Genomic DNA, 12157 nt, shown 5'->3' with positions numbered 1-12157 from the left:
CCCTGCGTACGTACGAGGTCAGCGGGTTCCCCTGTCGGGATCGGTCAGTGGGCGATGACCGGGACCAGCAGGTCCTCCTCGGCGCCCTCGACCGAACCGGCGGACGGGCTCACGTCCGACGGCTTGGCGGTGACCAGGGTGAAGACGATCGCCGCGGCCGCGACGAGGATGCCGACGGCGAACCAGATCGCGTTGGTGTAGCCGTTCACCTGGGCCTCCAGCTGCACGAGCTGCTGCTGGGACTGGGTGGTGGCACCGGCGAGGTGGTCCTTGAGGTACGACGTGGTGGCCGAGGCCGCGATCGTGTTCAGCAGAGCCGTACCGATCGCGCCACCCACCTGCTGCGAGGTGTTGACCATCGCGGAGGCGACACCGGAGTCACGCGGCTCGACGCCCAGCGTGGCCAGGGACATGGCCGGCATGAACGCCGTACCCATGCCGAGACCGAGCAGCAGCATGGCCGGCAGGAACAGGGTCGCGTACGACGAGCCGATCTCCATCTGGGTCAGCAACAGCATGGCGAGCGCGGCGACCAGGAAGCCGGGGCCCATCAGCAGCCGCGCCGGAACGCGGGTCATCAGGCGGGCACCGATCTGCGTGGAGCCCGTGATCATGCCCGCGATCATCGGCAGGAAGGCGAAGCCGGTCTTGACCGGCGAGTAGCCCTTCACGATCTGCAGGTAGTAGGTCAGGAAGAGGAACAGGCCGAACATCGCGATGATCGCGAGACCGAGCGAGAGGTAGATTCCGCCACGGTTGCGGTCGGTGATGACACGCAGGGGCAGCAGCGGGGCCTTGACCTTGGACTCGACGAAGACGAACGACGCGAGCAGCAGGGCCGACGCGACGAACAGGCCGATCGTCATGGAGTCGCCCCAGCCCTCGGACTCGGCACGCGTGAAGCCGTAGACCAGAGAGACCAGACCGAGGGTGGACAGGACCACGCCCGGGATGTCGAGCGGCGAGCGGTTGCGGCTCCCGGAGGGCTCACGGATGACGAAGTAGGCACCGGCCGCGGCGACGACCGCGAACGGGATGTTCACGAAGAAGGTCCAGCGCCAGTTCAGGTACTCGGTGAGGAAGCCGCCGAGGATCAGGCCGACGGCGCCACCGCCACCGGCGATCGCCCCGTAGATGCCGAACGCCTTGGCGCGCTCCTTGGCGTCGGTGAACATCACCGCGAGCAGTGAGAGCGCGGCGGGTGCGAGCAGCGCGCCGAAGGCACCCTGGAGGGCGCGGGAGCCGAGGAGCATCGCCTCGTTCGTCGCGGCACCGCCGAGGGCGGACGCGCCGGCGAAGCCGATCAGGCCGGTGACGAAGGTGCGCTTGCGGCCCCAGATGTCGGCGATCCGGCCGCCGAACAGGAGGAGTCCGCCGAAGGCGAGGGCGTAGGCCGTGATGACCCACTGGCGGTTGCCGTCGGAGATCCCCAGGTCCTGCTGGGCCGAGGGCAGTGCGATGTTCACGATGGTCGCGTCGAGCACGACCATCAGCTGGGCGAGCGCGATGAAGACCAGCGCTTTCCAGCGGTTGGAATCGGGAGCCGGTGCCTTTGCGGCGTTGGCCTGGACTGTTTCAGACATGGGAGTACCCACTTCAGGACTTCGTGGCGAAAAAAGGTGACGGAAGGGACGGCTCGTCGCCGGTGACGTCTTCGTCGACTTCGTTGTCGACGCCCTCCTCGACGTCTTTGTCGGTGACGACCGGTGGCTTGTGGTGTGAGTAGTGACTCTCGAAGTGCGCGGATCTGATCGGTCCGGACGGTCCGGACGGCCGGTTGGCCAACTGGCCGTCCGGTCGGTCGGTCAGTCGATCTGCCTGTCGGTCGGTCGGCTGGTCCGTCGAACCCCGGTCGGGGAACGCTCGCCCAGCCGGCTGCCGGTGATCGGTCGCCCGGTGATCAGTCGCTCGGTCGGTCGGTCCGGCGGGCCGCGGTCCGGACCGGCTGGTCGGTCATGCTTGTCGCAGGTCCTCCATGGTCACGGCCGCACCGGGCAGTTCGGAGCGGGCGGGTGCCCGCAGACCGTCCAGGAACAGCTGCAGGTGGCGGTGTACGAAGCGGTCCATGTTCGGGCACGCGGTGCCCGGCAGAGGCCGGGTGAGCTGGCTGATGGCGACCATGAGGTCCCCGACGGCGACGTCGGAGCGGAGACGGCCCGTCCCCCGGGCTCGCTCCATGAGTGCCTCGACCAGGCTCTCGACCCGCTCGCGCGAGGCGACCAGGTCCGGGTGGATGTCGTCGAAGGCCGCGGAGAGCATCGGGCACAGGGCGCCGATCCGCTCGTCGGCCGACGTGTGGACGAACCGCGAGAGTGCCTCGAACGCGTCGCCGGACTCGGCGAGCTCCTGCTCGATCTGCTCGGAGACGCGATCCAGGACCGAGCAGACGACCTCACGCTGGAGGGCCTCACGGTCCGGGAAGTTGCGGTACAGCGTGGCATTGCCGACGCCGGCCCGGCGGGCCACCTCGTCGAACGGCACCTCGGCGCCGAACTCGACGAACATGTCCCGTGCGGCGACGACGATCCGCTCCCGGTTGCGCAGAGCATCGGCCCTCGGGCGGGGCACCTTGCGCTGTGCGACGGTCGCGGTCTCCACGGCGTACTCCTTCGAAGATCTCTCGGTGGTCTCTGCCGTCCGCGCGGTCCGGGGACCTTCCCCCGTCTTCATGCGGACACATGGCTAAACGGGGAAACGATCCCCGGTTATTTCCCGTTCCCGAAGAGACTTCTTGTGACCTGAGTCACAGGACCGGGTCCATGGGTTTATCCCCCGTCGCGGCCGGCCGTACCGCCGCGGCCCGTCCGCCCCTGCCTTCGGTCGGCCCCGGCCGCCGTCGGCCCGTGCCGTCACGGGCCTCTTCCCCGATCGGTCTCCTCCAGCGCGCGCCCGCGCATTCGGCGGCACAGGGTGAGTCGGACAGGATGCAGCCGGCCACGGTGGGCTGCCTGGAGCGAAAGGCCTCCGTATGCAGCCGAGCAGCCGTCGGATACGCCCGCGCCGTCGCACCGCAGCCCTCTTCTCGGTCAGCGTCCTCACCCTCGCGGTCAGCACCTCCGCCGGATCGGGACATCTCTCGGCCGGCTCGACGACGACGGCGGGACCCATCGCACTGGCCCGGTCCTCCCCGCTCGGCCCCTGCATGATCAGCGGCTCGCTGGGCGTGCAGATGTCGGAGGGCATCCCCACCCCCACGGGTTACGCGCGCTCCACCGGTACCGTCCGGGCCCTGAACCTGATGGTCGACTTCTCCGACGCCCCCGGCCAGGGCAAGGCGCTCGACCGCTTCGGCGAGTTCTTCCCGCAGACCACCGACTGGTTCCGCACCAGTTCGTACGGCCGCCTCGACTACCGCCCGCAGGCCCCGATAGGCGACTGGCTGCGGATGCCCAAGTCGTTCAAGGAGTACGGGATAGAACGCGGCGCCCCCTTCGACCCCGGCTACCGCGAGCTGGTCCAGGACATCGTGACCACCGCCGACCCGAAGGTGGACTTCCAGGACTACGACCTGCTGAACATCCTGATCACCCCGAACGCCGGCCCGTCCGCCCTGGACACGGTCCTGTCCGTCACCTTCGCGGGCAACACCGAGGCGCCGGTCGCGGACGGGGTGCCCGTGGCCAACGCGTCCTTCGTCTACAGCCGCCAGGACGACGGGTCCGGCTCGTACGCCGAGACCGGTTACCGCGTGCTCCCCCACGAGAACGGCCATGTCTTCGGGCTGCCCGACCTCTACACCCAGGACGGGGGCGGCGCGGTCGGGCACTGGGACATCATGAGCGAGGACTGGGGGGCCGACAACGACCTGCTGGGCTGGCACAAGTGGAAGCTGGGCTGGCTCGACGACGCGCAGGTCGGCTGCGCGGCCGAGCCCGGCACGACCGAGCATCTGCTGACGCCGCTGACCGAGCCCGGCACCGGCGTCAAACTGGTCTTCGTGCCCGTCGACTCGAAGACCGGGTACGCGGTCGAACTGCGCACCCAGGCGGGCAACGACGAGTCGGTCTGCAAGTCGGGCGTACTGATCTACAAGGTGAACGCCGACGTCGACACCGGCCAGGGCCCGATCTCGGTGATCGACTCCACGAAGGACAGCGGCGGTTGCACCCGAAGCCCGAACGTCCACGCCGAGCTCTCCGACGCGCCCTTCTCCCCCGGCCAGTACTTCAAGGACCTGGACACCGGCATCCGGATCACGGTCGCGGGCACCGACTCCAAGGGCAACCACCGGGTGTACGTGACCCGTACGTGATCGCCCGACCGTGATCGCCGTACGTGACGCGGCGCCCTGTGCGACCGGCCCCCACGACCTGCGGCCACCCGCGGCCACCCGCGGCTTCCGTACGGCCCTCCCGCGCGGAGCGGACCTCATTCATTACCGTGGGCGGCACACCGTAATGGGGAGCCCATGCCACCGACCCACCTCACCTCCGCCGAGCCGGGCCCTGCGACGCCGGCGGAGCCGGACGCAGTCGTCCCCGTCGAGGCCGTCACCCCGCTGATGCGCGGCATCACCGTGCTGCACCGCCTCACCGAGGCGGGTGGCACGTCGAGCCTCAGCGGCCTGGAGAAGTCCACCGGACTGGCCAGGTCCACGGTGGACCGCATCGCGGCGACCCTCGCCCGGATGGGCTACCTGCGCCTGGACGGCCGGGACGCCGTACTCGCGCCACGGCTGATGGAGCTGGGCAACGCCTACCTGGCCGCGCTGCGGCTGCCCCGGCTGCTGGACACGCGGGCCGACGCGCTCGCGGACGAGCTGGACGAGTCCGTCTCCCTCGCGGTCGCCGACCGGGACGGCATCCGCTTCATCCACCAGGCCACCCGCCGCCGCGCGATGTCCCTGAGCTTCCGCATCGGCGACCTGCTGCCGGCCGAACGGACCGCTCCCGGGCCGCTGTTCGCCACCGAGTGGACGGGCGAGGACTGGGCCCGGTGGCGGGAGCGGCGGTCGGCGGACCCGCAGGACCGCGGATTCCCGGCGGTACCTCCACGCGAGCAGCCCGCCGAACACTCCGCCCGGGACGAGGAGTTCGAGCGGCGGGCGCACCAGGCGGGCGCCCAGGGCTGGGCCGTCGACGACCAGCTGATCGAGCCGGGCCTCGTCGCCGTCTCGGCACCCGTACGGGATCACGGTGGGCGCATCGCCTGTGTGGTGAGCGTGGTGAGCCACACCAGCCGCCACACCGCGGACTCCCTGCGGGAGACCATGCTGCCCCGGCTGCGGGCGACGGTACGCGCCATGGAACGGGACCTGCGCGAGGCCCCCGCGCAGCCGCCCGCCGCCCCCGCCGCTCCCGCCGGGCTCGCCACCTGGACCGGTGCCTCGAAGCAGGAACTGGGCCGGGAGTTCGTCGAGTCGCTGGCCCGCGGGCTGACCGTGATCACGGCGTTCGGTGAGGGCCGGGCCGAGCTGACGCTCACCGATGTGGCGCAGGCGACGGGGCTCGCGCGGGCCACCGCCCGGCGGGCGCTGATCACGCTGGAGCACCTGGGGCATGTGCGGTCCCACGGGCGGACCTTCACGTTGACGCCCCGGGTCCTGGCCCTCGGCTTCCCGCCGCTGTCGCGCACGACGCTGTCGCAGATCGCGGCACCGCATCTCGCCGAGCTCGCGGGCCGGTTGCACGACTCGGCGTCGCTCGCGGTGCTGGCCGGGGCCGAGATCCAGTACACGGCCCGGGTCGCCACCAGCCGCATCATGAGCGTGGACATCACGGTGGGCACCCGGCTGCCCGCGTACGCGACCTCGCTGGGGCGGGTGATGGTGGCGGGGCTGCCTCTGGCCGAGCGGGGCCCGTTCCTGACCGGCCTGCACGCGCTGACGCCGCGCACGGTCACCGACGCGGGTGCCCTCGCGGCCGTCCTGGAGCGGGTGCGGGAGGCCGGGTACGCCCTGGCGGACGGGGAGTTGGAGGAGGGGCTGCGGTCGATCGCGGTGCCCGTCCGGGACCGTACGGGGAGGGTGGTGGCCGCCGTGAACGTGGCCATGCACAGTTCACGGCGGACCGTCGAGCAGTGTGTGGGTGAGGTGTTGCCTCAGCTGTCGGCGACGGCGGGGCTGATCGAGGCGGATCTTCGGGTGGCGGGTCGGTTCACGAAGGTCCGGCCCGCCTGAGCGGCCCGCCTGAGCAGCCCGCGCGGGAGGGGGTGGCTGGTGGGGTGTTGGCGGCTGCGGGGGTGTGGGGGCTGGGCGCGCAGTTCCTCGCGCCCCTGAAAGCCGCCCCCGCGAGGGGTGCCTCGTGCCGCGTTGGCGGCTGCGGGAGCGTGGGGGCTGAGCGCGCCGTTCCCCGCGCCCCTACAAGCCGCCCCCGCGAGGGGTGCCTCGTGCCGCGTTGGCGGCTGCGGGAGCGTGGGGGCTGGGCGCGCCGTTCCCCGCGCCCCTAAAAGCCGCCCCCACGGGGGGTGCCTCGTGCCGCGTTGGCGGCTGCGGGAGCGTGGGGGCTGAGCGCGCCGTTCCCCGCGCCCCTAAAAGCCGCCCCCGCGAGGGGTGCCTCGTGCCGCAGTGGCGGCTGCGGGGGCATGGGGGGCGAGCGCGTCGTTCCGCGCGGGCCTCAAACACCGGGCCCGCGTGGGGCGCTATGCGCTCTGGCGGGCCAAGAAGCGTGGGGGTGTGGTGGTGTGGATGCGGGGCTCTGGGGCGGTCTCTCGGCGGCGGCCGGAGGCGACCAGTTCCTTCAGGGTCGGTTCCGTCGCGAGGCGTGGGAGCAGCAGGGACCAGAAGCGGGTCAGCATGGTCTGCGACAGCCACTGCGCGTTGCGGCTGCCCAGCGAGCCGAAGCCCACGGTCGCCGCGACCACCGCGTGCGCGGCGTCCTGCGGCGCCACGTCGCGCGCCAGCGCGCCCTCCCGGGCCGCCTGGACGAGCAGGCTCTCCACCCAGGCCTGCCACCGCCGCCGCAGGTCCGCCACGGGCGCCACCGGCACGGGGTTCTCGCTCAGGTCGAAGCCGGCCCGCAGGATCACGTCGTGCCGGAGCCCCCGCAGCAGGGCGTGCGTGGTGTCGACCAGCACCTGCAGGGACCCGCCGCAGCCGGCGGCCTGCCCCCGCGCCGCGCCTTCGTTGGTGATCCGGCGCAGCCGCTGGGCCGCCGCTTCCCACACCGCCGTGGCCAGCGCGGCCTTGCTGGCGAAGTGGAAGTGCAGGGCGCCGTTGCTCACCCCTGCCCGTGTGCTGATCGTGGACAGGGACACGACGTCGAAGCCGTACTTGCCGAAGAGCTCGGCTGCCGACTCGATCAAGGCGTTGCGCGTACGCACCGCGCGCTCCTGCTGGACCATAGGACGCTCCGTTGTCGCGAGGACATGCCTCCCGGAAAGGTAGGGACACCATAACAAACCACTGTCGCGGTTTCTATAGCAGGACGGGTAGAGATCCGTAGCCGTTGACGATGAAGGACTCCACTGGCTCGATCCCGTCCACCGGTACCGCCAGGGACAGTTGGGGAAAGCGTTCGAACAGACCGGCCAGCGCCACACCCGCCTCGATCCGTGCGAGGGGCGCCCCCAGGCACCGGTGCACCCCGTACCCGAAGGCCAGGTCCTCACGTCGGCCCGGTCGCAGCAGGTCGAAGACGGCGACATCGTCCCCGTACGCCTCGGGGTCCCCGGACGCGGCCGCGAAGGAGACGAGGATGGGGTCCCCCTTCCGGATCACCACACCGGCCGGCTCGCCTTCTCCCGGCTCACTCCTGCTCCCCGTCTCGCCCCTTCCCGTCTCGCCCCTTCCCGTCTCGCTCTTCTCCTGCGTGACAGCGCCCGGCACGATGCCGTCGAGGTCGATGCCGTCCAGCTCGATGTCGTCCACCGCGAACCGCATCGGCGAGTACGCCGCCGGGCTGCGCGAGCGCAGTGTCTCGTCGACCGCGTCCGCCCAGGTCGCCCGGCCGGCGCGGATGTGGGCCAGCTGCTCGGGGTGCGAGAGCAGGGCTCCGACGGCGTTGGTGATGAGGGTGCAGGTCGTCTCCTGACCTGCGGCGATCATGAGATAGAGGGTGCCGAGGAGTTCCTGCTCGGTGAGGCCGCCGTCCTGGTCGCGGGCCTCTATCAACGCGGACGTCAGGTCACCGCCGGGAGCGGCCTGCTTCTCGGCGACCAGCTGGGCCAGCATCCCGAAGACCTCGACCTGCGCGGCGGCCATCTCGGCGGCGGGCACCGACGTGCCGAACACCAACTCCAGCGCGGCGCAGAGCGGTTCGCGTGCCCGCTCCGAGACCCCGAACAGCTCGCAGATCACCCGCATCGGCAGCAGCTTGGCGAACTCGGTCCGCAGATCGACCCGTTCACCGGCGGGGAGGGCGGCCAGCCCGTCCAGCAGCCCGGCCGTGAGCTCCTCGATCCGTGGCCGCAGGGCCTCGCTCCGGCGTGCGGTGAACGCGCCCGCGACCAGCCGCCTCAGCCGGGCGTGGTGCTCGCCGTAGGAGAACAGCATGTTCTCGTTGGCGACCCACGGGTAGAGCGGCCAGTCGGCGCTTATACGGCCTTCGGCGAAGGCGGGCCAGTGCTGCCGGGCGTCCTTGGACACCCGCGGGTCGAGCAGGAGCCGCTTGACGTACTTCTGCCGGACGACCGCCCAGGCGGCCACCTTGCCCGGCAGCTCCACCTCCGTGGCCGGCCCTCTCGAGCGCAGTTTCTCGGCCTCACCGACGAGGTCGCGCCCCGTCACGTCGAGCGCGTACGGGCAGGCGGGCATGTTCATTCCTGTACTCCGTTCGGTAGGTCGTTCGCGCGCCCGCCGGCACGGGGCGCCTCACTGGACGGCGGGCACGGTCTCCGCCGGTGTCCCGCCCCGCGCCTGTCTCCCGGGCCGGCCGGAGGACCGGGCCCCATCGCCCTCCGCCTCCACCTCCGCCTCGGCCGTCGGGTCCGCCGCCTCGCCCTCGGCCGCGCGCAGCCGCATGGCCTCCTCGTAGACGCGGGCCGCCCGCTCCGGCGAGAAGTCCAGCCGTACGAGAACTCCCGGCACCGCGACCGACGGCATCAGATGGCGGTAGAGGTCGGCCACCCGCTCCGCCAGGTCCACCCGGCTCGTCATGATCCGTGACAGCACCTGGACACCGGTGAAGGCGCCGACGAACAGCTTGGCCAGGGCCTCCACGTCGACGTGCGGCAGCATCTCGCCCTTGACCTTGGCCTCCTGGAAGAGGGCCTGGTTGTGGTCCTGCCACGCCTGCATCGGCACCTGGCGGTTGAGGGGGTCCTTGGGGGACCCCTGGTCGACGGTGAGACGCACACTGCCCTGGACGATCGGGTCGCCGGTGTCCTGCTTGAGCAGATACGCGAGCAACTGCGCCTCGTCCAGCGACTGCTGGAGCTTCAACTCGTGCTCGGGCACCCGCGGCAGGGACTCGACCTGCTCCGCGAGCACCTCCTGGGCGAGTTCGTCCTTGGACGTGAAGTGGAAGTAGAGGGCGCCTTTCGTCATGCCCGACTTCTTGAGAACGTCCGAGATGGTCGCCGCCTCGTACCCGACCTCGTCGAACACTTCGGCCGCCGCGACGAGAATCGCGCGTCGCGTCCGAATGGCTCGCTCTTGCTGTGCCACGGGATACCTCCGTACGATCCCGCTCACCGGGAAAAGAGACCAAGTGGTCTGTATTGTACGCGGACTTTTTCGCGGCACAGAATAAAACCAGCCAAACGGTTTCGCAAGCATTCCCGGCTTTCCGATATCACGGCACATCGGTGAGCTGCGACAATGCATCAACAACGCTCCCAGCGCCCCCGAGTCCCCCCAGTGAGCCCCTACGCACCACCGGGCACCCTTGTAAACAAAACCGGTTGGTACGTATCTTCAGGGGGCAGTGGTTCGCATCCAACCGATCCCACCCTCTGGGGAATTCGATGACCGTGCCCGTGCACACGAAGACCCACCCAGTCGCCGACAAATTGGCCCAGCTCCTGTTCGAGGACGCCGACCGTGAGCGCGTCCACGACGTCTGGCGCCGGCTCGTCTCAGGCAAGGAGTTCGCCTACCGGGCCGAGCTTCTGCCGCCGGAGCGTACGGCACTCTCGTACGAGCGGCTGCGGCTGCTGAACGAGGCCGCGGGCGATCCGGTGGAACTGGCGACCGACCCGTACCGCCTCGCGGGGCTGCACGAGTGGACCGGGCCGGTGGACGGTGGCCTGACCACCCTCGCGAGCATCCACTACAACCTTTTTCTTGGCAGCGTTCTCGACCATGACGGCGGACCGGAGAGGGACCTGTCCGCCTTTACCTCGATACAGCACACAGGAACGTTTCTTTGTACGGAGCTGGAGCACGGGAACGACGTGGCGGCGATGGAGACGGTCGCGGTCTACGACCGGGCGACGGGCGGTTTCCTCCTGACCACTCCCACCGAGGGCGCGCAGAAGTTCATGCCCAACACCAGCCTGACCGGCGGCCCCAAGACGGCCCTGGTCGCGGCCCGCCTGCTGGTGGACGACGAGGACCGGGGGACGTTCCTGTTCCTGACCCCGCTCAGCGACGAGAGCGGCCATCTGCCCGGCGTACGGGTCCACCGGCTGCCCCAGCGCACCGGCACCCCGGTCGACCACTGCCTCACCGCGTTCGACCATGTGTGGCTGCCGCGCGAGGCGCTGCTGGAGGCCGAGCACGGGCGGCTGGCCGCCGACGGGACGCTGACCAGCAACCTCGGCAACAGACGCAAACGGCTCCTGCGCTCGATCAACCGCGTGACCATGGGCAAGCTCTGCATGAGCGCCGGCACCCTGGGCATGTCCCGGGCGGCGCTGACGATCGCGGTGCGGTACGCCCACAGTCGTCTGCTGTCCGGTCCGAAGGCGGGCGAGCGCATTCCGCTGGCCGCCCACCGCAGCCACCACGGCCGGCTGCTGCACGCGCTGGCCTCGGCGTACGCGATGACGTTCCTGCACCGGTCGACGGTGCGGCGGTTCGCCGCGCACACCGAGGAGGACCGGGCGGAGGTGGAGCGCGAGGTGGCCGTGGCCAAGGGCTGGATCACCTGGGAGGCCCGTGCGATCACCACCGAGTGCCGTGAACGCTGTGGCGCGCAGGGTCTGTTCCCGGCCAACGGGCTGGCCGACCTGCCCCTCAACATCGAGGGGGGCATCACGGCCGAGGGCGACAATCTGGTGATCTGGGTGAAGGCCGCCTCCGAGATGGTCTTCGGCCACGAGGTGGCACGGCGGAACACGAAGTCCGCTTCCGCGGGTGACGCGAGTGCCGCGGGTACCGCGAGTGCCGCAGGTGGCCCGTGCGGTCCCGGTGATCACGAGCTCACCGAGCTGCGCTTCCTGCGGGACCTGCTGGCCGAGGTCGAGCGCATCTGGCAGGACCGGGCGCGCACCGCTCTGCGCGAGGGTCCCTCCGGTGATCCGGTCGGCCGCTGGAACGTGACCGCGGACGCCGCACTGGAGATGGTGTCCGCGCACGCCCGGCTGCTGGCGGCCGACGCGTTCCTGGCCGCGGTCGACCGGACCGCGGATCCCCGGGCGGGGCATCTGATGCGGAACCTGTGCCGGCTGTTCCTGCTCAAGCAGCTCGGCGAGCACACCGGCGATCTGCTCGCCGAGGGGTGGCTGACGGCCGATCACGTACGGGCCCTGCCGAAGGCGGTCGACACGGTGATGGCCGATCTCGCCCCGCACCTGATGACCCTGGTCGACGCGTTCGACCTGCCGGCGGAGGTGCTGTCGAGCATCCCGATCGCCAGCGGGGGCCAGGTCGGGGGCACGGAGGTCGTCTCACGCGAGCCGGCGACAACGGCTCACTGACCCGAGCCGCGCGAGCCTCTCGACCACGGGGGTGGGTGGTACCCGCCTGTCGTACGACTGCGGCCACGAGGGACTTGATCGCGCAGTTCCCCGCGCCCCCAAAAAAGCCGGGGACACCCCGCTTTTCCCCACACCAATCAAACCACCCGAACCCCACCCACCCCAGGGGCGCGAGGAACCGCGCGCTCAACCACAACCGACCCACACCAAACACACCACCCCAACCCCCACCCACCCAGGGGCGCGAGGAACTGCGCGCTCAACCACACCCGACCCACACCAAACACACCACCCCAACCCCCACCCACCCCAGGGGCGCGAGGAACCGCGCGCTCAACCACACCCGACCCACACCAAACACACCACCCCAACCCCCACCCACCCCAGGGGCGCGAGGAACCGCGCGCCCAGCCACGAC

At 70.9% G+C, this 12157-nt stretch carries 8 protein-coding genes; 3 read left to right on the top strand and 5 right to left on the bottom strand.

Annotated features, from left to right (window positions below):
• Positions 1–44 precede the first annotated feature (44 nt).
• The gene (locus ACLVWQ_RS17905; RefSeq protein ID WP_414109813.1) at positions 45–1583 is read right to left on the bottom strand and encodes an MFS transporter; all 1539 of its coding nucleotides are present in this window, start codon (positions 1581–1583) and stop codon (positions 45–47) included.
• A gap of 370 nt (positions 1584–1953) precedes the next feature.
• Entirely contained in the window at positions 1954–2598 is a 645-nt protein-coding gene (locus tag ACLVWQ_RS17900; RefSeq protein WP_414109812.1) for a TetR/AcrR family transcriptional regulator, read from the bottom strand.
• Between the two features lie 370 nt (positions 2599–2968).
• Between ACLVWQ_RS17900 and ACLVWQ_RS17895 the strand changes: the two genes are divergently transcribed.
• Together ACLVWQ_RS17895 and ACLVWQ_RS17890 are read left to right on the top strand one after the other, a co-directional pair.
• A complete protein-coding gene (locus ACLVWQ_RS17895; RefSeq protein ID WP_414109811.1) occupies positions 2969–4252 on the top strand; it encodes a M6 family metalloprotease domain-containing protein in 1284 nt (427 codons plus the stop codon).
• A 156-nt stretch (positions 4253–4408) separates the two neighbouring features.
• Positions 4409–6118: an IclR family transcriptional regulator C-terminal domain-containing protein gene (locus tag ACLVWQ_RS17890; protein WP_414109809.1), complete on the top strand. Its 1710-nt coding sequence runs from the start codon at positions 4409–4411 to the stop codon at positions 6116–6118.
• Positions 6119–6579: 461 nt separating this feature from the next.
• Here the strand turns inward: ACLVWQ_RS17890 and ACLVWQ_RS17885 are convergent, their stop codons facing one another.
• From ACLVWQ_RS17885 to ACLVWQ_RS17875, 3 genes are all read right to left on the bottom strand, one after another.
• On the bottom strand, positions 6580–7281 hold the full coding sequence (locus ACLVWQ_RS17885) for a ScbR family autoregulator-binding transcription factor (protein WP_414109808.1): 702 nt from the start codon (positions 7279–7281) through the stop codon (positions 6580–6582).
• A 73-nt stretch (positions 7282–7354) separates the two neighbouring features.
• Complete coding sequence (locus ACLVWQ_RS17880) at positions 7355–8698, bottom strand: cytochrome P450 family protein (protein ID WP_414109807.1); 1344 nt, start codon at positions 8696–8698, stop codon at positions 7355–7357.
• A 51-nt stretch (positions 8699–8749) separates the two neighbouring features.
• Positions 8750–9544 carry a ScbR family autoregulator-binding transcription factor gene (locus ACLVWQ_RS17875; RefSeq protein WP_414109806.1) on the bottom strand — a complete coding sequence of 265 codons (795 nt, stop codon included), beginning with the start codon at positions 9542–9544 and terminating at the stop codon, positions 8750–8752.
• 299 nt (positions 9545–9843) lie between these two features.
• Between ACLVWQ_RS17875 and ACLVWQ_RS17870 the strand changes: the two genes are divergently transcribed.
• A complete protein-coding gene (locus tag ACLVWQ_RS17870) occupies positions 9844–11739 on the top strand; it encodes an acyl-CoA dehydrogenase (protein ID WP_414109804.1) in 1896 nt (631 codons plus the stop codon).
• The last annotated feature ends 418 nt before the right edge of the window (positions 11740–12157 follow it).

The organism is Streptomyces sp. CWNU-52B, from assembly GCF_047444975.1.
GTDB lineage: Bacteria > Actinomycetota > Actinomycetes > Streptomycetales > Streptomycetaceae > Streptomyces.
The sequence above is the reverse complement of the archived record's forward strand: the minus strand, read 5'-3'. Positions and strand labels throughout refer to the sequence as shown.

Bases quoted from the DNA above. Each gene is read 5' to 3' on its own strand.
- ACLVWQ_RS17890 (WP_414109809.1), top strand. From the start codon at position 4,409: ATGCCACCGACCCACCTCACCTCCGCCGAGCCGGGCCCTGCGACGCCG.
- ACLVWQ_RS17870 (WP_414109804.1), top strand. From the start codon at position 9,844: ATGACCGTGCCCGTGCACACGAAGACCCACCCAGTCGCCGACAAATTG.
- ACLVWQ_RS17885 (WP_414109808.1), bottom strand. From the start codon at position 7,281: ATGGTCCAGCAGGAGCGCGCGGTGCGTACGCGCAACGCCTTGATCGAG.
- ACLVWQ_RS17895 (WP_414109811.1), top strand. From the start codon at position 2,969: ATGCAGCCGAGCAGCCGTCGGATACGCCCGCGCCGTCGCACCGCAGCC.
- ACLVWQ_RS17905 (WP_414109813.1), bottom strand. From the start codon at position 1,583: ATGTCTGAAACAGTCCAGGCCAACGCCGCAAAGGCACCGGCTCCCGAT.
- ACLVWQ_RS17880 (WP_414109807.1), bottom strand. From the start codon at position 8,698: ATGAACATGCCCGCCTGCCCGTACGCGCTCGACGTGACGGGGCGCGAC.